Annotated in this window: 25 protein-coding genes; 4 read left to right on the forward strand and 21 right to left on the reverse strand. The window is 67.7% G+C overall.

Going from position 1 to position 24,098, the window contains the following annotated elements:
* Positions 1-14 precede the first annotated feature (14 nt).
* Together pyrE and JRZ79_RS21495 are read right to left on the reverse strand one after the other, a co-directional pair.
* Positions 15-542, reverse strand: coding sequence for an orotate phosphoribosyltransferase (gene pyrE, locus JRZ79_RS21490; RefSeq protein ID WP_010903560.1), 528 nt, complete (start codon positions 540-542; stop codon positions 15-17).
* Positions 543-597: 55 nt separating this feature from the next.
* The gene (locus tag JRZ79_RS21495; protein WP_012289436.1) at positions 598-1,143 is read right to left on the reverse strand and encodes a CDP-2,3-bis-(O-geranylgeranyl)-sn-glycerol synthase; all 546 of its coding nucleotides are present in this window, start codon (positions 1,141-1,143) and stop codon (positions 598-600) included.
* Between the two features lie 85 nt (positions 1,144-1,228).
* Between JRZ79_RS21495 and JRZ79_RS21500 the strand changes: the two genes are divergently transcribed.
* Together JRZ79_RS21500 and JRZ79_RS21505 are read left to right on the forward strand one after the other, a co-directional pair.
* Positions 1,229-2,068, forward strand: coding sequence for a proline dehydrogenase (locus tag JRZ79_RS21500; protein WP_010903562.1), 840 nt, complete (start codon positions 1,229-1,231; stop codon positions 2,066-2,068).
* Positions 2,069-2,139: 71 nt separating this feature from the next.
* Complete coding sequence (locus tag JRZ79_RS21505) at positions 2,140-2,751, forward strand: DUF502 domain-containing protein (protein WP_205252173.1); 612 nt, start codon at positions 2,140-2,142, stop codon at positions 2,749-2,751.
* A gap of 37 nt (positions 2,752-2,788) precedes the next feature.
* Here JRZ79_RS21505 and JRZ79_RS21510 read toward each other — a convergent pair whose 3' ends face one another.
* Positions 2,789-3,715 carry a branched-chain amino acid transaminase gene (locus JRZ79_RS21510; RefSeq protein WP_010903564.1) on the reverse strand — a complete coding sequence of 309 codons (927 nt, stop codon included), beginning with the start codon at positions 3,713-3,715 and terminating at the stop codon, positions 2,789-2,791.
* A 131-nt stretch (positions 3,716-3,846) separates the two neighbouring features.
* Between JRZ79_RS21510 and JRZ79_RS21515 the strand changes: the two genes are divergently transcribed.
* A complete protein-coding gene (locus JRZ79_RS21515) occupies positions 3,847-5,322 on the forward strand; it encodes a Na+/H+ antiporter NhaC family protein (RefSeq protein WP_205252174.1) in 1,476 nt (491 codons plus the stop codon).
* A 1-nt stretch (position 5,323) separates the two neighbouring features.
* Here the strand turns inward: JRZ79_RS21515 and JRZ79_RS21520 are convergent, their stop codons facing one another.
* The 5 genes from JRZ79_RS21520 to JRZ79_RS21540 form a co-directional block, all read right to left on the reverse strand.
* Positions 5,324-7,072 (reverse strand): Na+/H+ antiporter NhaC family protein, encoded by a 1,749-nt coding sequence (locus JRZ79_RS21520; RefSeq protein ID WP_010903566.1) that lies wholly within the window; start codon positions 7,070-7,072, stop codon positions 5,324-5,326.
* A 76-nt stretch (positions 7,073-7,148) separates the two neighbouring features.
* Positions 7,149-7,817, reverse strand: a complete 669-nt coding sequence (gene ribB / locus JRZ79_RS21525; RefSeq protein ID WP_010903567.1) for a 3,4-dihydroxy-2-butanone-4-phosphate synthase — start codon at positions 7,815-7,817, stop codon at positions 7,149-7,151.
* Positions 7,804-8,505, reverse strand: a complete 702-nt coding sequence (locus JRZ79_RS21530) for a DUF120 domain-containing protein (protein ID WP_205251108.1) — start codon at positions 8,503-8,505, stop codon at positions 7,804-7,806. Before JRZ79_RS21530 ends, ribB begins: the two co-directional genes overlap by 14 nt.
* A gap of 63 nt (positions 8,506-8,568) precedes the next feature.
* Positions 8,569-9,546, reverse strand: coding sequence for a 4-demethylwyosine synthase TYW1 (twy1, locus tag JRZ79_RS21535; protein ID WP_136361531.1), 978 nt, complete (start codon positions 9,544-9,546; stop codon positions 8,569-8,571).
* A gap of 335 nt (positions 9,547-9,881) precedes the next feature.
* Positions 9,882-10,799: a MinD/ParA family protein gene (locus JRZ79_RS21540; protein ID WP_010903571.1), complete on the reverse strand. Its 918-nt coding sequence runs from the start codon at positions 10,797-10,799 to the stop codon at positions 9,882-9,884.
* Positions 10,800-10,913: 114 nt separating this feature from the next.
* On the opposite strand from JRZ79_RS21540, the gene prf1 reads away from it, so the two are divergent.
* Positions 10,914-12,164, forward strand: a complete 1,251-nt coding sequence (gene prf1 / locus JRZ79_RS21545) for a peptide chain release factor aRF-1 (protein ID WP_205252175.1) — start codon at positions 10,914-10,916, stop codon at positions 12,162-12,164.
* A 17-nt stretch (positions 12,165-12,181) separates the two neighbouring features.
* Here prf1 and fer read toward each other — a convergent pair whose 3' ends face one another.
* The 13 genes from fer to ahaH all read right to left on the reverse strand — a co-directional run bounded on the left by fer (position 12,182) and on the right by ahaH (position 24,049).
* A complete protein-coding gene (gene fer / locus JRZ79_RS21550) occupies positions 12,182-12,844 on the reverse strand; it encodes a ferredoxin Fer (RefSeq protein ID WP_010903573.1) in 663 nt (220 codons plus the stop codon).
* Positions 12,845-12,920: 76 nt separating this feature from the next.
* Positions 12,921-13,313, reverse strand: a complete 393-nt coding sequence (locus JRZ79_RS21555; protein ID WP_010903574.1) for a DUF6276 family protein — start codon at positions 13,311-13,313, stop codon at positions 12,921-12,923.
* Between the two features lie 14 nt (positions 13,314-13,327).
* Positions 13,328-14,002: a V-type ATP synthase subunit D gene (locus JRZ79_RS21560; RefSeq protein WP_010903575.1), complete on the reverse strand. Its 675-nt coding sequence runs from the start codon at positions 14,000-14,002 to the stop codon at positions 13,328-13,330.
* A gap of 56 nt (positions 14,003-14,058) precedes the next feature.
* Positions 14,059-15,096 (reverse strand): Brp/Blh family beta-carotene 15,15'-dioxygenase, encoded by a 1,038-nt coding sequence (locus JRZ79_RS21565; RefSeq protein WP_229373364.1) that lies wholly within the window; start codon positions 15,094-15,096, stop codon positions 14,059-14,061.
* Positions 15,072-15,785, reverse strand: coding sequence for a lycopene beta-cyclase (gene crtY, locus JRZ79_RS21570; protein WP_205252176.1), 714 nt, complete (start codon positions 15,783-15,785; stop codon positions 15,072-15,074). Before crtY ends, JRZ79_RS21565 begins: the two co-directional genes overlap by 25 nt.
* A 290-nt stretch (positions 15,786-16,075) precedes the next feature.
* Positions 16,076-17,497 (reverse strand): ATP synthase subunit B, encoded by a 1,422-nt coding sequence (locus tag JRZ79_RS21575; RefSeq protein ID WP_205251112.1) that lies wholly within the window; start codon positions 17,495-17,497, stop codon positions 16,076-16,078.
* A 5-nt stretch (positions 17,498-17,502) separates the two neighbouring features.
* The gene (locus JRZ79_RS21580) at positions 17,503-19,260 is read right to left on the reverse strand and encodes an ATP synthase subunit A (RefSeq protein WP_010903579.1); all 1,758 of its coding nucleotides are present in this window, start codon (positions 19,258-19,260) and stop codon (positions 17,503-17,505) included.
* 5 nt (positions 19,261-19,265) lie between these two features.
* On the reverse strand, positions 19,266-19,625 hold the full coding sequence (locus JRZ79_RS21585) for a V-type ATP synthase subunit F (RefSeq protein WP_205252177.1): 360 nt from the start codon (positions 19,623-19,625) through the stop codon (positions 19,266-19,268).
* A complete protein-coding gene (locus JRZ79_RS21590; protein ID WP_136361537.1) occupies positions 19,622-20,680 on the reverse strand; it encodes a V-type ATP synthase subunit C in 1,059 nt (352 codons plus the stop codon). Before JRZ79_RS21590 ends, JRZ79_RS21585 begins: the two co-directional genes overlap by 4 nt.
* Positions 20,677-21,264 carry a V-type ATP synthase subunit E gene (locus tag JRZ79_RS21595; protein WP_010903582.1) on the reverse strand — a complete coding sequence of 196 codons (588 nt, stop codon included), beginning with the start codon at positions 21,262-21,264 and terminating at the stop codon, positions 20,677-20,679. The genes JRZ79_RS21590 and JRZ79_RS21595 overlap by 4 nt, the downstream gene beginning before the upstream one ends.
* Before the next feature lie 22 nt (positions 21,265-21,286).
* Positions 21,287-21,556, reverse strand: coding sequence for a F0F1 ATP synthase subunit C (locus JRZ79_RS21600; RefSeq protein ID WP_012289441.1), 270 nt, complete (start codon positions 21,554-21,556; stop codon positions 21,287-21,289).
* An 11-nt stretch (positions 21,557-21,567) separates the two neighbouring features.
* On the reverse strand, positions 21,568-23,730 hold the full coding sequence (locus tag JRZ79_RS21605) for a V-type ATP synthase subunit I (RefSeq protein WP_205251114.1): 2,163 nt from the start codon (positions 23,728-23,730) through the stop codon (positions 21,568-21,570).
* Complete coding sequence (ahaH, locus tag JRZ79_RS21610) at positions 23,717-24,049, reverse strand: ATP synthase archaeal subunit H (protein WP_010903585.1); 333 nt, start codon at positions 24,047-24,049, stop codon at positions 23,717-23,719. Before ahaH ends, JRZ79_RS21605 begins: the two co-directional genes overlap by 14 nt.
* Positions 24,050-24,098 lie beyond the last annotated feature (49 nt).

The following is a 24,098-nucleotide window of genomic DNA, read 5'->3' on the forward strand; positions in this document are numbered from 1 at the left end:
CCCTGACAGCCGGGTTACTCGGCGTCCAAGAGGTCGCTGGCGGTGACGAGTGCCGCCATTTCCACGCCGTGCTCGGCCAGCAGTTCGCGCCCGCCCTCCTCGCGGTCCACGACGATGAGCGCGCGGTTCACGGTCGCGCCGGCGTCCCGGAGGGCGTCGACGGCGTCGACGGCCGACTGGCCCGTGGTCGCGATGTCCTCGACGACCACGACCTCCTCGCCGTCGTCGAGCCGGCCCTCGATGCGGTTGGCGGTGCCGTACTCTTTGGCCTGCTTGCGCGCGATGACGTACGGCACGCCGGCCTCGGTGGCGGTCGCGGCGGCCAGGGGCACGCCGCCCAGCGCGACGCCCGCGAGTGTCGTGTCCTCGTCGATGCGGTCGGCGAACGCCGCGGCGATGGCCGACAGACACTCGGGGTCGGTCTCGAAGAGATATTTGTCGACGTAGTACTCCGACGTGCCGCCGTGTGAGAGCTCGAACTCGCCGAACTGCACCGCGTCCGCGGCCCGGAGTGCGGACACGAGGTCGTCAGTTGCACTCATCGACGCAAACGGGGTGCCGGCGGGACAAAAGCCCCCCGGTCCGGGCGGCGGCCCGCTACCAGGGTTCGTCCTTAACGCCGAGGGCGTACGCGATGCCGTTGGTGAGGAGATGGAGGGCCGGCGTGAGGACGGCGACGGTGACGAGCACGGGCAGCCCGAAGGTGTCGCCGACCCACGCGGGGACCGCAAGCGCGGTGAGCGCGAGCGCGACGACGACGAAGTCCAGCTGGTCGACGACCGGGAAGGCGGCCCCGCGCTGGCGGCCGGTGCGGCGCTTCAGGAAGGAGGCGGCGATGTCGCCGACCATCGCCCCGAACGCGAGCGTGCCCATCGCCGCGGGCGGGAACGCGGGCAGCACGACGCCGAGGGCGTCGGCGGCGGCCGGCCGGAGCGCGTTGAGCGCGACGGCGAGCGCGACGCCGGCGGCGGTGCCGACGGCGGTGCCACGCCACGTTTTCCCGTCGCCGAGGAGGCGGCGGCCACCGAGGCTGCGCCCGCCGTCGATGGGGCGGCCGCCGCCCGCGAGCACGGCGGCGTTGTTCGGGACGTACGCGGGCAACATCGCCCACACGGCGACGACAACGGTGCCGACCAGGTCCATGCGGGTCGGTGGTCGCGCGCCCGGCAAAAAGCCGCGGATTCCGAGAGGCCGGGTGTTTAAGACATGTGGAGAACGAGAGGTTGGTATGATACCACCCATCGCGAACCGGTTCGTCGCGGGGGAGACGCCGGCCGAAGCCATCGAGTACGCCGCGGACCTGAACGATCGCGGCGTGACGGCGATCCTGAACCTGCTGGGCGAGCATTACCACGAGCGCCCGCCGGCCGACGAGGACGCGGCGGCCTACCGGCGACTCGTGGCCGACGTCGGTGACAGCGACGTGGATGCCTGTGTGTCGGTGAAGCCGTCCCAGATCGGACTAGACGTCGGCCCCGAGGTGTTTGCGGAGAACCTCGAAACCATCGCGGCGGCGGCCGCCGACCACGACGTGTTCGCGTGGGTCGACATGGAGGACCACGAGACGACGGACGCGACGATGGACACCTTCGAGTCGCTGGCCCGGACCCACGCCGGGAACATGGGGTTGTGTGTGCAGGCGAACTTAAAGCGCACCGAGCAGGACCTCGACCGGCTGGCGGACGTGCCGGGGAAGGTGCGGCTCGTGAAGGGCGCATACGACGAGCCCGACGACGTAGCCTACCAGGACAAACCCGATGTCAACGAGGCGTACCGGACACACCTGGAGTTCATGTTCCGGGAGTTCGACGACGGCGTGGCGGTGGGCAGCCACGATCCGGCGATGATCTCGTACGCCGCCGAGCTCCACGAGGAGTACGGCACCGACTACGAGGTGCAGATGCTGATGGGGATCCGGGAGGACGCACAGACGGAGTTGGCTGCCACGGGGGTCCCCACCTACCAGTACGTGCCCTACGGTGGCAAGTGGTTCTCGTATTTCTATCGGCGAGCCATGGAGCGCAAGGAAAACCTGGTGTTCGCGCTCCGTGCGGTCCTCGGACGGTAGTTTAGTGGGGGTTTAGCGGCGCTGTGACGCCTCGAAATCACTATACGTGACCGGTTTCTGAACTATACTATATGGGTTCCTGGAAGCGGGACTTCGCAAGCGGGCTGATCGTTCTCGTTCCGATCGTGGTGACGCTGTACGTGATCTACTGGCTGTTCGGATTGCTCTCGAACATCACCCTGTTCACGCAGTTGACCGACACGCAGTACCAGGCGGTCGCCGCGACGCTTGCGGTGTTCGTGCTGATCGTGTTCTCAGTGGGATACCTGATGCGGACGGCCGCGGGCAGCATTCTGGAGGCACTCATCGATTACGTGATGAACCGGCTGCCGGTGTTGCGGATCGTGTACAACGCCTCGAAGATGGCCGTCGAGACCGTGTTGTCCGACGGTACCGGGGAGTTCCAGCAGCCGGTGCGCGTGGAGCCGTGGCCGGGGATGCGACTGACCGCGTTCAAGACCGGCAAGAAAGCCCCGGACGGCCGGGAGGTGGTGTTCATGCCGACCGCGCCGAACATCACCACGGGGTTCGTGATGGAAGTCGAGCCCGAGGACCTGGAGGAGACGGACGAAGGCGTCGAGGACGCGTTGACGCGCGTGCTGAGCGCCGGGTTCGGCGAGAACGACGACAGCGAGGTGGCGATCGACGAGCTGCTCCCGGAGGACGACGAAAACGAGGAATGATCGCGGCGGTCGGTTCAAGCGGGTCCCGCTGGCGGCTTCAGACGTAGTGGAACCACTCCTCGCGGTCGCCGGCCTCCACGAGGTCGAAGAACGCGGTCTGGAGCTCTTCGGTGACCGGGCCGCGGGTTCCGGAGCCGATTTCGACGTTGTCGACTTGCTTGATCGGCGTGACTTCGGCGGCGGAGCCGGTGAAGAAGAGCTCGTCGGCGGTGTGGAGTTCGCCACGCGAGATCGAGACGTCGTCGTGGACGGTGTAGCCGCGCTCCTCGGCGAGCGTGATGACGGTGTCGCGGGTGATGCCGTCGAGGATGCTCTCGGAGAGGCCGGGCGTGAAGAGTTCGCCGTCGCGCACGAGGAAGATGTTCTCGCCGGGGCCTTCCGCGACGTTGCCCTCTTTGTTGAGGACGATGGCTTCGGTGAAGCCGTTGCGCCGGGCTTCCTCGCCGGCGAGCATGCTGTTGACGTAGAGGCCGGTGGTTTTGGCGTTCGTCGGGATCTGACTGGAGGCGTGCTTGCGCCACGTCGACACCATCACGTCGACGCCGTTTTCGAGGGCGTCGTCGCCGAGGTACGCGCCCCACGGCCAGGCGGCGATGGCGACGTCGGTCGGGCAGTCGCCGGGGGAGACGCCGAGTGATTCGTAGCCGTAGTACGCCAGCGGGCGGATGTAACAGGACCCGAGGTCTTGGCGCTGGATGAGCTCGACGGTGGCGTCGGTGAGTTCGTCGGGCGTGAACTCGATGTCGAGGTCGTAGGGTTTCGCCGATTCGTAGAACCGCTGGAGGTGGTCGTCCCACCGGAAGATCGCGGGGCCGTTGTCGGTGTCGTAGACACGGACCCCCTCGAAGATGCCGGACCCGTAGTGAAGTGCGTGGGTGAGGACGTGTACTTGTGCGTCCTCCCAGTCGACGAACTCGCCGTCCATCCAGATGGTGTCGACGTCCATCTCACTGAAACTGGGCATGTGCGGACTGACGAACTGATCGGTGATAAAACCACGAGTGACGGATCCCCGACGCGTCTGGACACCGGCAAGAATGTCCTGAGATAATCTAACCGTAGAGCTTAATTACCGATGTGAATTATCGGTGGGTGATGAGCGACTTCACGCCGCTTGCCTACGAGGACATCGACGACGCACGGAAACCGACGCTGACCGAGGCGCTGGTTCCCGTCCTGGTTGTCGTCGTCTCGCTGGGCGTCGGCTCGGGCTACCTCGGGCTTGCGCCACACGCGCCGCTCCTCTGGAGCATCACGTTCACCGGGCTGTTCGCGCGCTACCACCTGGGCTACGACTGGGAACGCGTCTCCGACGCCGCGCTGGCCGGCCTCAGGATGGGGCTACAAGCCATCCTGATCCTGTTCGTCATCTACGGGCTCATCGCGACGTGGACCAGCGCCGGCACCATCCCCGGGTTGATGTACTACGGCCTGGGGGCGCTCACGCCCGCCGTCTTCCTCCCGGTGACGGCGATCCTCGCCGCCGTCGTCGCGTTCGCCATCGGCTCCTCGTGGACCACCGTGGGTACGCTCGGCGTCGCGTTCGTCGGCATCGGCTCCGGGCTGGGCATCCCGCTACCGATGACCGCCGGCGCGATCGTCTCCGGGGCCTACGCCGGCGACAAACAGAGCCCGCTGTCGGACACCACGAACCTCGCCGCGGCCGTCACGAACGCCGACCTCTACGACCACATCAACGGCATGCGCCTCGGGACCGCCATCGCGTTCGGCCTCTCCGTGCTCGCGTACGCGGTGCTGGGCGTGCTCATCGTCGATGGCGGTGCCGCGAACGTCACCGCGATCAGCGGCCCCCTCGCCGGCAGTTACGCGCTCGGCCCGCTGGTGTTCCTGCCGCTGGTCGTCACGTTCGGCCTGGCGTTCCGCGGCTACCCGGCGCTCCCCTCGCTGGTCGCGGGCGTGTTCGCCGGCGCGCTCACCACGATCGCCGTCCAAGGCGCCTCGTTCACCGCCGCGTGGGACATCTTCCTCAACGGCACCACCCCCGAGACCGGGAGTGAACTGGTCAACAACTTGCTCACCACGGGCGGCATCGCCGGGTCCGCGTGGACGATCGCGGTCGTCGTCGCGGCGCTCTCGCTCGGCGGCCTGCTCGAACGCACCGGCGTCCTCCCGACGCTCACCCACCACCTGACGCGCGCCATCTGGTCGCCCGAATCGCTGGTCGCCGGCACCGGTGTCGCCGCCATCGCGACGAACGCGTTCTCCGCCCAACAGTACATGAGCATCGTCGTTCCGAGCGTCAGCCTCCGCACGCTCTACGACGAATACGACCTCAACGAGCGCGACCTCTCACGGGCGGTCGAGGCCGCCGGTACACCCACGGGGCCGTTCTTCCCGTGGCACGCCGGTGCCGTGTTCATGACGGGCGCGCTCTACACCAGCCAGCCCGGAGCCATCTCGTGGTGGTGGGCGCCGTACTACTTCTTCGGCATCCTCTCGCCGCTGGTGCTGTTCGGGCTGGTGCTTGCGGGCCGCGGCTACGACCGCGCGGGTTCGGCCGCACAGCCCGCCGCCCCGGCCGCCAACGCGGCCGCAACTGACGACGACTGACCTACCCGCCCAGCGCCGCGAACACGAACACCAGGGACAGATACAAGAGGACGATGCCGACGGCGGCCACCGGCACCAGGGAGAGGTAGTCGTAGCTCGTGGCGGCGGCGGGCAGCGAGAGAGTGCCGTTGGCGGCCGCCTCGCGGTCCGCCTCGTCGACGGCGTCGGCCCGCGGCATCACCTCGGGCAGTCCCTTCCGGCGGGTGTCGAGTTTGTTCAACACCACGACAGCGCCGAGCGTGAGCACGGTCGCAAGCGGGAGCGCGACCACGGGTGACCGCAGGCCGACCGCGTACAACACCAACATCACGATGGTCACGCCCGCGGCCGTCGCCGCGAACGGGATCTGGGTGGTGACGTGGTCGATGTGGTCCGACCCCGCGAAGATCGACGACATCACCGTGGTGTCGCTGATCGGGGAGGAGTGATCGCCCCAGATCGCGCCGCCGAACAGCACGCCGACGAGGACCGGCAACACCGCCGCGCCCGCGAGGTTGTATCCCAGCGGGATCGCGACCGGCGTCAGGATGGCCATCGTCCCCCACGAGGTGCCGGTGGTGAACGCGACGAACATCGCGGCGAGGAACACGAGCAACGGGAGGAAGCCCGCCGGCACGCCGCTGCCGACCAGCGTGGTGACGATGAAGTCAGCGGTCCCCACCTTCTCGGCTGCCATCCCGATCCCCCACGCCAGCACGATGATCGCGAGCGCGATGTTCATCGTCTTGAACCCATCGACGATGGTGTCCGTCGCGCCTTCGAGGTCCATCGTGCCGTACGCCAGCGCACCGACGAAGCCCGAGACCATGAACGCGAACGCGCCATGGAGCAGCCCCATCGCGACGTCGGTCTCCTGGAGGGCGGTGGCGATGTCGACGCCCGGCTTGTAGCCACCGCCGAGATACCACATCGACCCCAGACCGACGGCCAACAACACGGCGATCGGCCCGAAGAAGTTCAACAACGAGGGGTTCGCCGTGCTGGGGTCGCCGACGTCGTTGGAGACGTCAGACAGCGGCGTTGCGCCGTCGGCGATGGTGTCACCGGTGGTGCGGGCGCGCCACTCGGCGTCCAGCATCGGCCCGAAGAACCGCTGGGTGATGGTGATGAACCCCACCATGAAAAACGCCATGAAGCAGTAGATGTTCCACGGGATCGACTGCAAGAACAGCCCGAACGGAGTGGTCCCCAGCTCGGCCGCGGAGACCCGAGCCGCCTCCAGGCCCGCGATGATCATCGACACCTGGTAGCCGATCCAGTTCGACACCGGCCCGAACGTCGTCACGGGCGCTGTCGTGGAGTCGAGCACGTAGGCGTGCATCTCGCGGGAGGAGTCGGCGTCCTGGGCGAGCTCCCGGGTGGCGTTGCCGGTGACGACCGTGCTCGTGTACGAGTCGAAGAAGATGAACACGCCGATCAGCCAGGTCAGGATCTGTGACTCGCGTGCGGTCGAGATGCGGCTGCCGATCCAGCGTTCGAGCGCAAGGATCCCCCCGGAGCGGTAGATGAACGCCGCTCCCGCACCCATGAACAGGATGAGCACGATGAATTTCGTGTTGAACGGCGTTCGAACGACCGCGACCAGCCAGTCCATCGTCAGTGCGGTCGCGGCAATCGGGTTCCACTGTGCGACGACCAACGCGCCGGCCCAGACGCCAGCGAACAGCGACACCAACACCTGTCGGGTGGTCATCGCGAGCACGATCGCGAGCAGCGGCGGAACAAGCGCCAACACGCCGTACGATGCCATGGGTGTACGTAGCCCGATGATGGGGTGATAAGCGTGCTGGGATCAACTGCGAGTGCCACACCGGATCGTGGCGGTGCTACTGAAACGCGGCTACCAGATCGCTGCCCTCGACGTACGGGATGTCGTGGCGGCTGGCGTACCGTTTGGCGTCGGCGACCGAGCGCGCGCCGCCGGTGTCGGCGTCGAGCATCTCGCAGACGACGACGGCCGGCGGGACGCCGGCCGCACCGGCGAGCGCGATGCCGAGCTCGGTGTGGCCCTGGCGAGCGGACAGCGACGGCGCGGCGCGGAGCACGTGTACGTGCCCGGGCGCGCGAAACGTCGCCGGGAAGTCGACGGCCGCGGGGTCGGCGGCAGCCTGGCCGAGTTCCGCGATGGTGAGCGCGCGGTCGTCGTCGGTGATCCCGGTGTAGGTGTCGCGGTGGTTGACTGTCAGGGAGAACGACGACCGGTCGTCGTAGCCGAGGTGGCCGTGGTCGGCGGCGGGGTGATCGAGTTCGTCGGCGATGAACGGGAGCGCGAACGCGTCGGCGACGGCGTCGCCGAGCGCCACGCAGATGAGGCCGCCGGCGTCGGTGCGCATGCGTGCGACGGCGTCGGCGGTGACCGCGGGGGCCGGATAGATCAGGTCGACTTCGCCCTCGCGGTCGGCGGCGTCGTGGACCAACACGGGCTGGCCGTCCCGGAACGCGTCGACAGCCCGACCGACGCCTGGAGCGTGGGCCGCGTTGCTATGCTTCGACACGGATGGTCACCTCGTCGTCGTCGAGCAGGCCGAGTCGCTCCCGGAGCTTGACCGGGGCGATGATTTCGAGTTGGTCGTCGTCGTGGTGGGTGCGGTCGGGGATGATGACGTGTGCGCCGTCGAAGTCGGTGCCGTCACCCACGACGGTGCAGGCGTAGCAGGTGGCCGACCCGTAGGTGCGGTCTTCGTCCTCCCAGGCGTCGATGTCGACGCCGTCTAGGGCTTGTATGCCGGCGCGTGCGCGCTGACCGTCCGGGGGGAGATCGACGTTGAGCGTGCCCGGGTACGGCTCGTAGCCGAGCTTCTCGGCGAACTGGCGGTTGTACCCGGGGAGGCTGATGTAGTGGCGGCCTTCGCCCATGCCACTGGTGACTGTCCCCGCCAGCGCGAGCTCGCCGGGGTCCTCGAAGATGCGGCGGTAGTCCTCGTATTCGTGTTTGAGGGCGTGTCGGCCCGCGTCGGTGACGGTGATCCACTGGCCGTCGCTGACGAGGTCACGGGTGACGTAGTCGGCGTCGTCGAGTGCTTGCAGCCGCCGGGAGGCGGTCTGGCTGGAGGCGTCGAGGCGGCTTGCGAGGTCGCCACACGACACTTTCACCTCGCCGCGGTGTGCGCCGTCGAGCGCGAGCAGTTTGAGCACGGCGAGTTCGTCGTACCCGACGTCGCCGGTGCTCGTGGCTCCTGACATGGCTGGGGGTTGGCCCGCGCCCCGCATAAGGATACCGAAAGTGGAACGCGTCTCGGAATTGAGCTAGTCCGCGGTGGGGCGAGCGCCCTCGGTCCAGAACGCCGACTCCGGCCGCAGGTCCTCCACCCACGTGTCCTCATCGCGGGCGAGCAGCGCCACCCGCGAGGCGGGCTGCTCCCGGAGCACCGAATGCGGCAGGTGTGTTTTGACCGCGCGAGCGAACGCGAGGACGTCCTCGTGGTCGGGCATCGCCGCCCGCCCCAAGCGGTCCCGGCTATCCCCGACGTGCATGTACGCCTTGAGCTCCACGAAATCGGGGGCCGCACGCTCGAAGAACCCGGCGTACCAGTCCGGGTTCGCCATGTTCTGGCCGCCGACCAGCGTCGTCCGCAACACGGTCCTGGTGTCGTCTTTCGCGTGCAGCACGTCCATCGTGTCCACGAGGCGCTCCCAGGCGTCGTCCTCGGTCGCCCCCACCACGTCGTCGAACGTCGCGCGCTCTGGCGCATCGACGGAGACGTACAGCTGCGTCGGATCGCACTCCCGGAGCACCGCCGGGCGGGTGCCGTTGGACACCAGGAACGTCGTCAACCCCCGGTCGTGGAACGCCTCGATGAGCTCGGGCAGGTGGGGGTACAGCGTCGGCTCGCCGTCCAGGGAGATGGCGACGTGGCGGGGCTCCATCGCCTCCTCGAAGCGCTCTCTGGGCACCTCGTCGTTGCCGCCGAACCCCGACAGCAGCTTCCGCTGGAGGCGGATCGAGGCGTCCACCACGGCCTCCGGGTCGTCCCACGCCACGCCGTCGAGCTCGTAGGTGTGCCCGGAGTGGTCCCGCCAGCAGAACACGCACCGCTCGTTGCACCGCACCACCGGCGTCATCTGGATGCACCGGTGGGACCGGATCCCGTAGAACGCGTGCTTGTAACACGTGCCCTCGCCGCGCATCGCGTTCGCAGTCCAGCCACACGTCTGGGCGGCCGTGTGGTTCTCGTGGTGGTAGTCCGGGTCGTCCACCTGTTTCGGACCGTCCGACTCGCTCATTACCGATGGGGTCGGACGTGACACGCATAACACCACGGAACTGGACCGCCACCGGAGGGCAGTCCAACCCACCGACCGGAAGCGAGTCCGGCGGTGGCGGCGTGGGCTCAACTATCGGCGGTCTCGTGGGTGCGATGGGGGCGTGCCTCTGTCGAGTCCTTCTGGAGGGCGGGTGACGGACAAACAGTGTGGAGTCGCCGGCTACAGCGGCGCGCCGACGTACGCGAGCACGCCGTACGTGACCCCGAGCACGACCAGCACGTAGAGCAGCAGCCATCCAGTTGACATTGAATCGCGTTCCGTTGGCATACCTGAGTGTCGGAGGACGCTGTCGCTTAACGCTTCCCGTTCGACCCGAGCAACCCACCGGTGAGCCGCCACAGGATCGAGGCGTCCCGTGTCTGGTCGTCGCCGGTCGCCGCGCCGGCACCGCTGCCGTCGTCAGTGGGCGCTCCGGACGGCGCGGATGCAGCCATCAGCCCCGAGGCGGCGTCACCGCTGGCGTCCCCGTCACGGAACGACACCGGCAACGGCTCGTCGAGCAGCGTGTACGCGAGCTCGCGGTACGCCTGGGCGGCGGGGCTCTCCGGGGCGAGCGAGACAAGGGGGGTGCCGGCGCGCTCGCTGTCGGCGACACGGCTGTCCTCGGGAATCAACCCCAGGATGTCCGTCTGGAGCGTGGCGGCGGCGGCGTCCCCGTGGCCGGCGTCGGCGCCACCGGCGTCGTCGGTGACCCGCGTCACGACAGCGCCGGCGACGTGGCCGCCGACCCGCTCGACGAGGGCGCGGGTTTTCGCGGTGTTGGCCAGGGCGGCCGTCTGGCGCGTGGACACGAGCACTGTCTCGTCGGCCAGCCCCAGTGGTACGGTCGTGTCGTGGCTGAGTCCGCCGCCGGTGTCGACGATCACGCAGTCGTAGCGGTCACGGAGCGTCGCCGCGACGTCCGGGAGTGCGGACGGATCCGCGCGCCCGAAATCCGTGATCGTGGTGCCGCCGACGATCACGTCGAAGCCGGCGGGGGCGGCCGCGGTCGCGTCCGTGAGCGCGGCGTCGTCCGCGAGCACGTCGTGGAGGGTTGCAGTCGCTGACTCGTCGCACGCCACCACGTGATCGACGTTCGCCATCCCCAGGTCGGCGTCCACGAGCACCACCGACCGATCGGCTTCCGCCATCACCGCGGCGACGTTTACCGCAGTCGTCGTCTTTCCGACGCCACCCTTCCCGGAGGCGACGGCGAACACACGGCCACTCATATGGTTCCATCTTCGCACACCGTCACATAAAGCGTTTGGCGGTGCCGGATGCCCCAGCCACGGCGCTCTACAGGGTCAAAGCTTACTTACCGGCCGGTCGGCTACGTCAATGCAATGAGCGAGCAGGACGAGGTACCGTCCGAGGACCGACGCAAGTACGAGTTCCGCAAGGTCATCGAGGAGCTCAAAGACTACGAGGGCAGCGGCACCCAACTGGTCACCATCTACATCCCCCCGGACAAGCAGATCTCGGACGTCGTGGCCCACGTCACCCAGGAGCACTCCGAGGCCTCCAACATCAAATCCAAGCAGACACGCACCAACGTCCAGGACGCCCTCACGTCGATCAAAGACCGACTGCGCTACTACGACACGTTCCCCCCGGACAACGGGATGGTCGTGTTCTCGGGCGCGGTCGACTCCGGCGGCGGCCGCACGGACATGGTCACGGAAGTCCTGGAGTCGCCACCCCAGCCCATCGAGTCGTTCCGCTACCACTGCGACTCGGCGTTCCTCACCGAACCCCTCGCGGAGATGCTCGGCGACAAGGGCCTCTACGGGCTGATCGTCCTCGATCGCCGCGAGTCGAACGTCGGCTGGCTGAAGGGCAAGCGGGTCCAACCGGTGAAATCCGCGGAGTCCCTGGTGCCCGGGAAACAGCGCAAGGGCGGCCAGTCCGCCCAGCGGTTCGCCCGGCTGCGCCTGGAAGCCATCGACAACTTCTACCAGGAGGTCGCGGGCATGGCCGACGACCTCTTCGTGCCGAAGCGCCACGAGATCGACGGCATCCTCGTGGGCGGCCCGTCACCAACGAAAGACGAGTTCCTCGACGGGGATTACCTCCACCACGAGCTCCAGGACAAGGTCCTGGGGAAATTCGACGTGTCGTACACCGACGAGTCCGGGCTGTCGGATCTGGTCGACGCGGGGCAGGCGGCGCTGGCGGAAGCCGACCTGATGGACGACAAATCCGACATGGAGGAGTTCTTCGAGGAGCTCAACGGCGGCAAGCTCGCCACCTACGGGTTCGAGCAGACGCGCCGAAACCTCATCATGGGCTCGGTCGACCGCCTGCTGGTCTCCGAGGACCTCCGCGAGGACGTCGTCATCTACGAGTGCCCCAACGAGCACGAGGAGTACGAAACCATCGACCGCCGGAACACCAGCCCCGAGCACACGTGTTCGGACTGCGGCGAGGAGGCCACCGAGGTCGACCGCGAGGACGCCATCGACCACCTCATGTCGATCGCCGACCAGCGCGGCACGGAGACGCATTTCATCTCCACGGACTTCGAGAAGGGCGAGCAGCTGCTGACCGCGTTCGGCGGGTACGCCGGGATTTTGCGGTACTCGACCGGCGTGTAGGCCGCCACGCCGGTCGGTTAGTCGTCGACGTGTGCCTGCTCGAAGGGGTACGGCGGCAGCCGGAGTTCCGCCAACCCCGGCAGGTGTTTGACGTTGTAGACGACGCGCAGCTCCGGCGACAGCGGGACCCCGTTGCAGGACAGCCGGAACCCCTGGTCGATGAGATCGGCAGTGAGGATGTGGTCGGTGGGCATCGACAGCGCCCCGTCGGTGACGGCGACCGCGCAGTTCGCACACGCACCACCCCGGCAGGCGTACGGCCACCGCCACCCACGGCGTTCGGCGGCCTCAAGCAGTGATTCGCCTGGCTCGACGGTGAACTCGCCGTGGTCGACGGGGTCGAGGTCGGCGGCCGCGGCGTTCGCGAACAGGTCGTCGTCGTCGAGCGCCCAGCCCGCGTCCGCCGCGACCGCGTAGTTCAGGTATTCGACGGTCGTTTCCGCGGATTCCGGCGCGCGCTCGAAACCCCCGTCGCCGGGATCGGTGTCGACGTCGGCCTCATCGAACCCATCGGCGTCGCCGGCTTCGATGGCGTCGTAGGCGGCCCGCACCAGCTGGAAGCGTTCCCGGGAGCCGCCCTGGTCGGGATGCGTTTCGACGACGCGGCGGCGGTACGCGCGTTCGATGGCCGCCTCGTCCGCGTCAGGGGACACGCCGAGAACTTCGAACGGGGAGTCCACATCCCGTGTTGGGCGTAGAGCATCAAAAGTCTCCCCGCCGGCGTGGATGTCGCCGGGGACTCGCTGCCGGCGGCGCTCAGATGAGCTGTGCCAACTGTGTGCGCCGCCGGCTCACGTCCACCGCCGGGGTGACGGCCGTGTCGGCTGCGAGGCGGTCCAAGAACAACAACACGTCGACGCCGTGGCGTTCGGCGACCCCGGCAACGGCGTCGGCGTCCGCGCGGTGGAGCGCGAGCCGATCCACGAGCGCGAGCAAGCACGCAAGCACCGCGGCGGTCTCGCCGTCGGCGGGGAAGGCGTCGCTCGCGCGGGCGAAATCGGGGTAGTCGTCGGGCGGGTCATCGGTGGGCGCAACGCGCAGACACTGCGTGCAGAGCACAGCGCCGGGCCGGTCGTCGGGGAGGCAGTCGCTGACCGACGCTGGGATCGGAAACGACACCACCGGACACCCGCAGTTCGGACACGTCATGGCTCAGTCGACGGCTACGCGCCCGTCGACTCCGCGGCCGCGGCCTCGTCGGCCGCCTCCTCTTGGGCTTCTTTCTTGTCTTTGACCTTCTTCATCCGGAACATCTCCTCGCGTTCCTTCTCTTCGAGTTTCTGGTCGATGTACTCTTTGCCCTCGTGGAGTTCGGGCAGCAGCTTGAACTCCAGTGCGTTCACGCGGCGCTTGGTCGTCTCGATCTCGGTGAGCATCTTCTTCATCGCCGTCTCGACCTCCGCGGCGAGCACGATCGACTCCAACAGCTCCTCGTAGGCGTCTGCGGCCTCGTCGATGCGCGCGCTCGTGCCGAGGATGCCGTAGCCCCGCTTGTCGAAGGATTTCTTGACTTTCGTCGATTCGATCTGGGGGACGACGACGCCCATGATGTTCATCGACTCGACGGTGATCTCGGGGTACTCTTCGAGCGCCGCGGCGGCCCCGCTGACCGCGACATCGCCCTCCATGGCGCGCGCCATGTTGATCTTCTGCTGTGCGGTCTCGTAGTCGCCTTCCAGACCCGACCGGACGTCCTGTGACTGATCCAGGATGTCCATGAACTCCATGATGAGTCCGTCACGCTTCTGTTCGAGCGTGTCGTGGCCGCGCTCCGAGAGGTCGATGCGGTCCTCGATCTCCATGAGGTTCTTTCGGGTGGGCTTGATGTCCTGAGCCATGCGGGGTTCTTAGCCCGGTGTTCGGTCTCCGGGGAAGTAAACGTTTCCAGTCGGGCTCAGAGGACGCCCTGCACGCGGTCCATCCACGTGACCACGGCGACGTGTGGCAGGGTGAGCACGGCGATCAACACGAGGTAGAGTGCGGCCCCGGATTCGAGCGTGGTCGGCGGGTTGGGTACCGCCCACCACAGCACGCCGCCCAACGCGAGCGCGGCCGCCGTCATCGGCGCGGCCTCCACGCCGAACCGGGCCAGCGGTCCGAGGATGTCGCCCGCGCGCAGCGACGGGTGGACCGAGCCGTCGACGGCGATGGCGCGCGCGACGTGCCGGACCGAGTGCCAGACGCAGAAGTAGACGCCGACGGCGAACACCGGCGGCACGACGAAGAAGAACACCCACAACAGGAGGGTTTCGGCGGCGTCGACGCGCCACGCGCCGGGGGAGTGGGTGCGGCGTCTGCCCGCCGCGAGCACCGCGACGGTCGCGGCTGCGAACGCGACGCCCAGCCACAGGCGGACGCGCGGGTCGAACACCGCGAGGTCGCCGACGGAGCCGCCGAATGGCGCGGCGAACGCGTCGACGACGCTGCGGTACCGCTCCGGGAACCCGAGCAGCGGCACGAGCATCGGGAGGCCACCCCGGATCAGGACCGTCGCCGCGCGCCGCGGGCGCGTATCGAGGTAGTCGACGTCGAGGAAGTCGAGCAGCGGGTAGAGGTCGCCCTGCCCCCAGTGCAGCCACGTGATCGCGACGAACGCGAACGCAGCGGGAACGGGCGCGAAAAACCACGCGGCGGCGTAGCCACCACCGAGCACGAGGTAGAGGACGCCGACGACCGCCAGCCACCGCACGGTGACGGTGCCCGTGACCGCGCGGGGCAACGCGAGGTAGTCGATCGCGCCGTGTGGCATGCCGAACACCACCGCGCTGGCGACCAGCGGGGCGTACCGTGCGGTCGGCGAAAGCGACACGCCGGTGATCGCGGGCAGGGCAGCGATGCTGATCGCCACCCAGCCCAAAGCCAGCGCCGGACGGGCCAGCGTGCGACGCGCCCGCGCCGTGAGTGGCGTCAACGCCACCGGGCTAGCACCCACGCGTACAGGATGAGGCCCTGGCTCACGAACACGTTCGTCACGAAGAAAAACGCGCCCTCCTCGATGGGCAGCCCGAGCACCGTGATTCCGGTGGTGTACTGGCCGGCCAGGATCCAGATGCCGTCCGCGATGGCGTACCGGTCGGCCGCCGACAGGAACAGCGTCGGCACCAGCACGGCCGCGGCGAACACCCGGCGGCGGCGCCACAGATACCGCCAGCCGACCGCCCACTGGAGCGCGAGCACGGGTGCCGCCCACGTGATGATCGCGCCGATGTAGAACGTCTCGTCGACGGTGAGCAGCACAGCGCCCCCACACCCGACGAGCACGCCCGCGAGCGCGCCCAGCACGGCGTCACGCCGGGTCGGCGAGAAGCCGGCGGTCGGGCGCAGCGGGAGGGCTTGCACCCAGAGCCCGGTGAGCAGCGTCTGCGTGATGACGAACAGATACTCCTCGATGGGCATCTGCCAGAGCCGCCCCACGACGGTGCCCTCGCCGTACCACCAGACGCCCGTTGCGATCAGGTAGTTGTCCCAGGGGGTCGTGTATAACAGCGCCAACGCCAGCAGGATGCCGACGCCGGCCGCCCGGGCGCGGTCGCCGTCCCAGCGAGCCGCGCGCACCACGCCCAGCGCAACCAGCGGCGGGCCGACGGCGACAGCCAGGAACGTGAGGTAGCTCGTCGTCACGCCGTCTCCCCCCGAGAGTGCGCCGTGTGGGCGGCGCGAGCCGCGGGCTGTCCGACCGAGCGCGCCCCACAGCCCGCGGTGTCGAGTCGGACACGCCACAGCAGCACCGACGGCGAGCCCAACGGGTGCCCAGCAGCCACGTTGTGTATGCCATTTTGCTGCCCGTACGTAACTGTGGGGGGCAACACACGCGGTGTCCGGGCGGCGGCATGTGACGGGCACACAGCCCACTGGCTGGTGGTGCGAGCGCCGCGGAGTGCAGCGAAAAAGACCGTCGCAGCCGGACGGCGCTAGTCGGCCGTGGCTTCGTCGGCGACGTCCTCGACGTAGTGGTCCTCGATGAGGTCCTCGTCGACGCGGTTCAGCTCGGTCTTCGGGAACATCGACAACAGTTCCCAGCCGAGATCCAGCGTCTCCTCGATGTCGCGGTTGGTCTTGAACCCCTGGTCGATGAACTCCGCCTCGAAGCGATCCGCGAAGTCCAGGTAGCGGTTGTCCCGCTCGCTCAGGGCCTCGCGGCCGACGATGTTCACCAGGTCGCGCAGCTCCTCGCCCTCCGCGTAGGCGGCGTACAGCTGGTCGGACACGTCACCGTGGTCCGCGCGCGTGAGGCCTTCGCCGATGCCGTCGTCCATCAGCCGGGAGAGGCTCGGCAACACGTTCACCGGCGGTGTGACGCCCTGGCTGTTCAGATCACGGTTCATCATGATCTGGCCCTCAGTGATGTACCCGGTGAGGTCCGGGATCGGGTGTGTGTCGTCGTCGCCCGGCATCGTGAGAATGGGGATCTGGGTGACAGAGCCCTCCTTGCCCTCGATGCGGCCGGCGCGCTCGTAGAGCTGCGCCAGGTCCGTGTACATGTACCCGGGGTAGCCACGCCGACCGGGCACCTCCTCGCGGGCCGCGCCGATCTGGCGGAGCGCCTCACAGTAGTTCGTCATGTCCGTCAGGATGACGAGCACGTGGTAGTCCTTCTCGAAGGCGAGGTACTCCGCCGTGGTCAGCGCCATCCGCGGCGTCACCGTTCGCTCGACGGCGGGGTCGTCGGCGAGGTTCATGAACACCACCGAGCGCTCCAGCGCGCCGGTGCGCTCGAAGTCGTCCATGAACTCGTTGGCTTCCTCGGCCGTGATCCCCATCGCGCCGAAGACGACGGCGAACTCGCTGCCCTCGTCGTCGTCGTCGTCGGTCTCCGCTTCTTCCTCGGGCACCGACGCCTGGCGGGCGATCTGGAGCGCCAGATCGCTGTGTGGCAGGCCGGAGCCGGAGAAGATCGGGAGTTTCTGGCCCCGCACCAGCGTGTTCATGCCGTCGATGCCGGACACGCCGGTCTGGATGAACTCCTCGGGGTACTCGCGGGCGTGGGGGTTGATCGCCTCCCCGACGATGTCGACGCGGTCGTCGGGCACGATGTCCGGCCCGCCGTCGATCGGGTTGCCGGAGCCGTCCAGCACGCGACCGAGCAGGTCCTCGGTCACGGGCATCTTCAGGGTCTCACCGAGGAACCGCACCGAGGCGTCCTTCCCGACGCCCTCGGTCCCCTCGAACACCTGGATGGCGACGAACCCGTCGCTTGACTCCAGTACCTGTCCGCGCTTCACGTCGCCGTTCGGCGTCTCGATCTCGACGATCTCGTCGTACCCGATCGGCTCGTCGGTTTCGACGTACACCAGCGGGCCGCTGACTTCAGTGATCGTCTGGTACTCTTTCATTGTAGTCAGTAGAGCTCCCGAAGCTGCTCGGTAATCTGCTGTTTGATCTCCGCGACCTCCGCCTCGTGCTCGTCGTCGGGCGTCGTGCCGAGACGATTCAGGCGCGGCGCGGCGTCGATCGACGTGATCTCCTCGACCGGCACACCGGCGTCCAACGCCTCGAAGGACTCCTCGTGAAGCGTCTTGATGCCGGAGAGGATGGCGTACGTCTTCTCGGGCGGGCAGTAGCGATCCACGTCGTGGAGCGCGTTCTGCTGGAGCCACGCCTCGCGGATGTACCGCGCGACTTCCAGCGTGAGCTGCTGGTCCTCGGGCAGCGCGTCCTTCCCGACGAGCTGCACGATCTCTTCGAGTTCGGATTCCTCGTCGAGGATGTCGACCGCCCACTGGCGCTGCTCGGCCCAGTCGTCGACGACGTTGTCCGTGAACCACGGGTCGAGTTGGTCCTTGTAGAGGCTGTAGGACTCGTCCCAGTTGATCGCCGGGAAGTGCCGGCGCTCGGCGAGGTCCGAGTCAAGCGCCCAGAACGTCTTCACGATGCGCAGCGTGTTCTGGGTGACCGGCTCGGAGAAGTCCCCGCCGGGCGGCGACACCGCACCGATGACCGAGATGGAGCCCTCGGTCCCGTTGAAGTTCTCGAAGTAGCCGGCGCGCTCGTAGAACTCCGAGAGGCGCGCGGCCAGGTACGCGGGATACCCCTCCTCGCCGGGCATCTCCTCGAGTCGCGAGGAGATCTCCCGCATGGCCTCCGCCCACCGCGAGGTGGAGTCGGCCATCAGCGCCACGTCGTAGCCCATGTCGCGGTAGTACTCCGCGATGGTGATCCCCGTGTAAATGCAGGACTCACGCGCCGCAACCGGCATGTTCGACGTGTTCGCGATGAGCGTGGTGCGGGCCATCAGCGGGTTCCCGGTCTGGGGGTCGGGCAGCTCCGGGAAGTCCTCGATGACTTCCGTCATCTCGTTGCCGCGCTCACCACAGCCGATGTAGACAACGATGTCCGCGTCGGCGAACTTCGCGAGGGACTGCTGGGTGACCGTCTTCCCGGACCCGAACGGCCCCGGGATCGCGGCCGTCCCGCCTTTCGCGATCGGGAACAGGCCGTCGAGGATGCGCTGGCCGGACACCAGCGGCTCCGTCGGCGTCTGCTTGTCGACGGTGGGGCGCTGGCGGCGGACCGGCCACTCCTGGTGCATCTGGATCTCCTCGCCGGTGTCCAACTCGACGACCGTGTCGTCGACGGTGAACGTGCCGGATTCGACGGCGACGACTTCGCCGCCGTCACTGCGGGGGGGCACCAGAACCTTGTGTTCGATGCTGACCGTTTCGTCGACGGTGCCGACGACATCGCCGGCCGCGACCTCGTCGCCCGCCTCGACGGTGGGCTCGAACTCCCAGTCGGTGTCGAGGTCGATGCCGGGTGCGTCAACACCGCGATCGAGGAACGCCCCCATCTCGTCTTCGAGGACGTCCAGTGGACGCTGCACACCATCGTAGATGGAGTCCAGCATCCCCGGGCCCAGGTCCACGGTGAGCGGTTCGCCCGTGTTGTCGACGGGCTGGCCCGGCCCGATGCCGGACGTCTCCTCGTAGACCTGGATGGTGGTTACGTCGCCTTCGATCTCGATGACCTCGCCCATCAGACCCTCGTCGCCCACGTAGACGACGTCGTTCATCTGCGCGTCGAGGCCCGTGGCGGTCACGACCGGACCGCTCACGCTCTCGATTTCGCCGGTGTCAGTGATTGCTTCAGCTTGACTCATTCGAATTAGTCACCTGCCTCCGTGTCGGCAGCACTTGCATCGTCGTCGTCCATCAGGTCGATGCCGATGGCGCGCTTGATCTGGTCTCGGAGTCCGCTTGCACCGCTTGCACCGCCACCGATGGTCACGAACGTCGGCTCCACGCTGGCCTCGACGGACTGCCGAACGCCCCGTGAGAGGTGCGCGAGGTCGTCGTCGTGCATCACAGCGATGCCGACGTCCTCGTCGGCGAGCACTGCTTCGACGGCGGCGTCCAGGTCGTCGTCTTTCTCGTCGTCGGCGACGTTCTCGACTTTCCGGACGCCCGCAAGCTGGAACCCCGTCGTGAACGCGGGACTGCCGATGACAGCGATCTCCTGGCTCATAGCATGACCAGCTCCGCCTGGATTTCGTCCTCGCTCATGCCGGCTTCCCGGCCGCGAGCGATGGCACGAATGTTGTCTACTTCGCGTTCCTTCGCGAGCACGTACGCCAACACCGGACACACAGACGTGGGGTAGACGTACGAGAGGTGATCCGAGTACGACAGCAACGCACGGTCGAGGGCGTGCTCGAATCCGATCAGTGAGTCGGACTCCTCGAGGGCGGTCAACGCGGTGGACAGCTCGTCGCCGTACGTGCTGTCCTGGATCCGGGAGACGAGATCGGATTGGCGTTCGACCAGCGTCGTCATCTCCGAGGCCTCGAACAGCGTGCCACCCTCGATGAAGTACGCCGCCGGATCAACGGAGACGCCCGAGCGCGCGAGCCGCAACGCGTTTCTGGCGTTCCGGAAGTCGATCTCGGCGGTCAGGAACTCCGCGTACAGCGCTTCGGGGCTGTCCTGTGCCGCCGTCGCCGGCTGCGACGGGTTCAGGTTCTCGTAGTACGCGCGGTCGACGGCGTTCTCCAGTGGCACGAGCGAGTCTTCGGCCTCGTAGTCCGCGAACGCGGGTTCGAGGTACGTATCGAAGATCGTGCCGGAGAGCGCGTCGACGACCGTCTCGACGGAGTCCGCCGAGAGCAACTCGTCGAGGAACGCCGCGTCGAACTCGCCGGCGTCGACGAGGTCAGCGCGGACGGCGTCGGTGTCGGCGTGCGAGTACAGCCCGCGGAACACTGTCTTGACGTTCCACGCGTCGAACTTCCGGAGGTATTTGGCGAGCTGATCGTACAGCCGCCCTTCGCTCCAGGAGAGCAGCGCGTCGAACTCCGCGGCCAGCCCCTCGTTGAGCGCGTACTCCACGAGGTCCATCCCACGGTGCCGTGAGGCGAGCGAGTCCACGGCGTCCTTGTACGTCGAGTCCTCCATGAAGCGCGCGATCTCGCCGGTGCCCATGCGGAGGAGCTTCCGGTACTCGTCGTCGCCGAAGAGGCCGGCGCGGCGGTGGCGGATCCGGGCGACCACGTACTCGTAGTTGGCCGGTCCGGACGCGCTCATTGCTCCTCGTCGAACAGCCGGGCGCTGATTGCTTTCAAGTTGTTCTCCCAGGCGTCCGCGAGGATCGAGTCGAACGTGTTGTTCACGCGGATCCGGGACGCATCGCTTTCAACCACGACGCCGCCGAGACAGTCGTACTCGCCGGCGTACTCGTAGCCGTCGTAATCGTCGAGGATCTCCGAGATGAGGGCCTCGTCGTCCGCGCGGCCGAACACGCGGACCGTGTCGGCACCGTCGAACTCCGTGCTGGCGGCGTCGAGCAGCTCACGGGTGAGCTCCTCGCGCTCGTCGCCGTCGAGGGCAACGATGCGATCCTCGACGGCCGATCGCACGGATTGGAGCGCGTCCCGGCGTGCTTCGAGGCGCATCTGCTTGGCCTCGAGTTCCGCGCTGGAGAGTTGCTGCTCGCGCTCCTGGTCGATTTCGGCGGTGACCTCGGCCTCGGCGTCGGCGATGATGTCGTCGGCGTCGGCTTCCGCCTCGGCGACGATCTCATCGGCGCGCTCGTCGGCGTCGGCGCGAATCTCCTTCGCGCGCTCGCGGGCCTCGTCTCGAATATCCTCAACTACTGTTTCCAGACTCATAAGTGAAGGCTGCGGGGGGTGATTAGAACGGAGTCGGGACGACGAAGACAACGACCAGCGCGAGGATGACCAGTGTCTCCGGGAGAACGGTCAGGATGAGCCCGGTTCCGAAGAGGTCGGGGTCTTCGGCGATCGCACCGACCGCTGCGGACCCGATCCCACGCTCGGCGTACCCGGCGGCGAGGGCTGCGAGGCCGACCGCGAGCGCCGCGGCGGCTTTCGGGGTGATTGCGGGCATATTGCTACCGGTCTCTGCCAGGATCGTGGACAGCTGGGTGAAAGTTTCGAACATTTTAATTTTACTTAATCCTCAGTGGTGTAGTTTCGTGTGTAACCGAACGGGTTGTACTTCTCTCCACCGCCTTCATAAAACTTGTTAAAGAATTCCACGTATTCGAGGCGCAGCGCCTGTAAGCCCGCGGATGTGACGCCAAGCGCGAGCACCAGCGCGTGGCCAACAAGCAGGACCAACACGCCGATCAGGATGCCGGCCGCACCCATATGCATCAGGCCGGGGAACAGCACTTCCCCGTGGGCCTCGCCGCTGAACAGCATGAAGTGTGTCTCATGCTCGATGGTCGTGGAGAACAGCCCGAACATGTAGTCGATCGTCTCGGGGTGTTCGAGGTGGGTTTCGTACGCGCCGAATACGAGCAGGTTCACGACGTACGCCATGCCGGCCTTCGCGAGCAGCACGGCGGCGATTCGGGTGTACGAGACGGTGTTGACGAGCGCGTACGTCGGGCTCTCGAGGAACCCGGCAGCGCCCTCGCCGAGGGTGACCAACACGAGCCCGACGACTGCAGCCGCCAGGCCCGCCTTGCCGACGATCGGCGGCAGCGCAACGACGCTGTACAGCAGTTCGGGGCGAGGGCCGCCGCCGGACTGCATATGCGTGCTGAACAGCCACACGCCGACGCCGGCCATCAACAACAGCTGGCCGCCGCTCTCCAGGGCGGCGTCTTTCAGGCCGTGGGAGCGCGATTCGTTGACGAAGCCGAACACGTAGCCGATGGCGAGGTGCGCGATCCCGAACACCAGGCTCGCCGCGAGCCAGAGTTCGGCGAACGCGCTGACGTGTAGGCCCTTCTTGAGGGGCGCGTCGGCGAGTCCGAGCGCGCCGTGCCAGAGGTATTCGGTGACCAGATGCAGGCCGAACACCTCACCGTACAGCACGCCGAACAGCGCCGTGAACCCGCCAGCCCACATGGCGACGCCGCCGAGCTTCGAGATCATCTCGCTGTCGAAGCTGCGGGACAGCCAGAACCCGAGGAGCGCGTACAGGACCCCGTACCCGAGGTCGCCGATCATGAACCCGTAGAACGCAGGGAACGTCAGGAACAGGACGACCGTGGGGTCGATCTCGGTGTACTGCGGGCGATTGATGACTTCCGTGAGCGATTCGAACGACGACACCGGCCCGGGGTTGTCTTGGATGACCGGCGGGCTGTCGGTTTCGTCGAACGACGCGGTGGTGCCGCCGTCAGTGGCGGCGTCCGCGCCGTCGTCGGCGGGCACGTGCTGGTCGTGGCCCGTCGGCTCGTAGTCAGCGCGTTCGAGCTCCTCGACGAGTACGTGGTCGCCGACGGCCGACTCGATGGCGTCGGTGAACGCGTCGTACTCGCTGGTCGGCAGCCAGCCTTCCGCGACGAACGCGTGGCTGGTGCTGGCGAACTGCAGCGGTGCTTCGGACTTCTGGACGTCGATGGCGAGGCGCTCCTCGGCCGCCAGCAGGAAGCCGGCGTGCTCGTCCCGGAACGCGGCCAGTTCGTCGTCGACGTCCTCGATCTCGGCCTGGATCGTGTCGCGCCGTTCGCGAAGCTCCGAGACGTACTGCTCGGGGCTTCCGTCCGCGTCGGGGACCTCAAGGCGCGTGAACGGAACGCCGACGAGGGCGTCGTCCAGTGCCGCGTCGTCGGCCGAATGGGCGAAAACGCCGATGGTCTCCGTCCCGCTGAACGTCTCGAAGGCGGTGACGCGTTCGGACGCCGCGAGCGCCGCGTCGATGGCGGACTGGTCGCCGGTGCCGACCGCGACCTGCAGGGAGTCGTACCCCGACAGCAGATCGAGGTCGATGCCGAGGTCGGCGAACGGTTCGGCGGCGTCGATGCGCTCGGTGACCGCCCGGAGATCGTCGGTGAGCTCGCTGCGGCGGTCGTCGAGATCGGTGGCTTCGACGCGGATGGATTCGAGTTCGGTGTCGAGAGCGTCGTCGGTGACGATGCGTGTCGGACCCGCGTCCCCCTCGGAAACGTCGAGGAGGGACTTCAGCGACCGCACGGTCACCAGCTTCTCGGCGGCCTCGTCGGCTCCCGTCATCGGGTCGCCGTTGTCGAACCCGTCGATGCCACCGTCGTAGTCCGAGAGGTGGACCAACTCGGCGTCGTGGACCGCTTCGATGACGGGCGTCAACACGTGTGTGGACCCCGCCACCGAGACCTTGCTCATCTGCTCAGGTCTGAGCATGTACCGCCTCCATGAACCGGTCGAGCGCGAACGCCACGGCGTCGTCCTCGTTGGCGTCGGCGTCGGCGAGCAGCGCCTCGCGATCGGACTCGCCGTCCGCGAGCACGGCGTCGCGCTCGGAGTCGATCTGTTCTCGTGCGTCGGAGAGCTGTTCGTCTTTCAGTTCGCGGGCCGCGTCCTCCGCGTCGGCGCGGATTTCGTCGGCCCGGGTGCGGGCGTCAGAGAGCCGCTGCTCGCGGTCCTCCTCGGCCTCGGCCACGATGTCGTCGGCGTCTGACTCTGCCGATTTGATGTCTTCGAGAACCTCTGGCCTTGGCATACGCTCTAACCAGGTGGGGGTTAGCGGACGTGCTATATGGTAGTTGCGA

This window comes from Halobacterium sp. BOL4-2 (assembly GCF_016917835.2).
Classification (GTDB): Archaea; Halobacteriota; Halobacteria; order Halobacteriales; family Halobacteriaceae; genus Halobacterium; species Halobacterium salinarum.

Excerpts from the sequence above, each read along its gene's own strand:
- JRZ79_RS21560 (WP_010903575.1), bottom strand. The coding sequence starts at position 14,002 with ATGGCTCAGGACATCAAGCCCACCCGAAAGAACCTCATGGAGATCGAG.
- pyrE (WP_010903560.1), bottom strand. The coding sequence starts at position 542 with ATGAGTGCAACTGACGACCTCGTGTCCGCACTCCGGGCCGCGGACGCG.
- ahaH (WP_010903585.1), bottom strand. The coding sequence starts at position 24,049 with ATGCCAAGGCCAGAGGTTCTCGAAGACATCAAATCGGCAGAGTCAGAC.
- JRZ79_RS21515 (WP_205252174.1), top strand. The coding sequence starts at position 3,847 with ATGAGCGACTTCACGCCGCTTGCCTACGAGGACATCGACGACGCACGG.
- twy1 (WP_136361531.1), bottom strand. The coding sequence starts at position 9,546 with ATGAGCGAGTCGGACGGTCCGAAACAGGTGGACGACCCGGACTACCAC.
- JRZ79_RS21580 (WP_010903579.1), bottom strand. The coding sequence starts at position 19,260 with ATGAGTCAAGCTGAAGCAATCACTGACACCGGCGAAATCGAGAGCGTG.
- JRZ79_RS21605 (WP_205251114.1), bottom strand. The coding sequence starts at position 23,730 with ATGCTCAGACCTGAGCAGATGAGCAAGGTCTCGGTGGCGGGGTCCACA.
- JRZ79_RS21540 (WP_010903571.1), bottom strand. The coding sequence starts at position 10,799 with ATGAGTGGCCGTGTGTTCGCCGTCGCCTCCGGGAAGGGTGGCGTCGGA.
- JRZ79_RS21555 (WP_010903574.1), bottom strand. The coding sequence starts at position 13,313 with ATGACGTGTCCGAACTGCGGGTGTCCGGTGGTGTCGTTTCCGATCCCA.
- JRZ79_RS21520 (WP_010903566.1), bottom strand. The coding sequence starts at position 7,072 with ATGGCATCGTACGGCGTGTTGGCGCTTGTTCCGCCGCTGCTCGCGATC.
- JRZ79_RS21575 (WP_205251112.1), bottom strand. The coding sequence starts at position 17,497 with ATGAAAGAGTACCAGACGATCACTGAAGTCAGCGGCCCGCTGGTGTAC.
- JRZ79_RS21600 (WP_012289441.1), bottom strand. The coding sequence starts at position 21,556 with ATGTTCGAAACTTTCACCCAGCTGTCCACGATCCTGGCAGAGACCGGT.
- JRZ79_RS21495 (WP_012289436.1), bottom strand. The coding sequence starts at position 1,143 with ATGGACCTGGTCGGCACCGTTGTCGTCGCCGTGTGGGCGATGTTGCCC.
- JRZ79_RS21590 (WP_136361537.1), bottom strand. The coding sequence starts at position 20,680 with ATGAGCGCGTCCGGACCGGCCAACTACGAGTACGTGGTCGCCCGGATC.
- JRZ79_RS21585 (WP_205252177.1), bottom strand. The coding sequence starts at position 19,625 with ATGAGCCAGGAGATCGCTGTCATCGGCAGTCCCGCGTTCACGACGGGG.
- JRZ79_RS21510 (WP_010903564.1), bottom strand. The coding sequence starts at position 3,715 with ATGCCCAGTTTCAGTGAGATGGACGTCGACACCATCTGGATGGACGGC.
- JRZ79_RS21530 (WP_205251108.1), bottom strand. The coding sequence starts at position 8,505 with ATGTCAGGAGCCACGAGCACCGGCGACGTCGGGTACGACGAACTCGCC.
- JRZ79_RS21500 (WP_010903562.1), top strand. The coding sequence starts at position 1,229 with ATGATACCACCCATCGCGAACCGGTTCGTCGCGGGGGAGACGCCGGCC.
- JRZ79_RS21505 (WP_205252173.1), top strand. The coding sequence starts at position 2,140 with ATGGGTTCCTGGAAGCGGGACTTCGCAAGCGGGCTGATCGTTCTCGTT.
- prf1 (WP_205252175.1), top strand. The coding sequence starts at position 10,914 with ATGAGCGAGCAGGACGAGGTACCGTCCGAGGACCGACGCAAGTACGAG.
- JRZ79_RS21595 (WP_010903582.1), bottom strand. The coding sequence starts at position 21,264 with ATGAGTCTGGAAACAGTAGTTGAGGATATTCGAGACGAGGCCCGCGAG.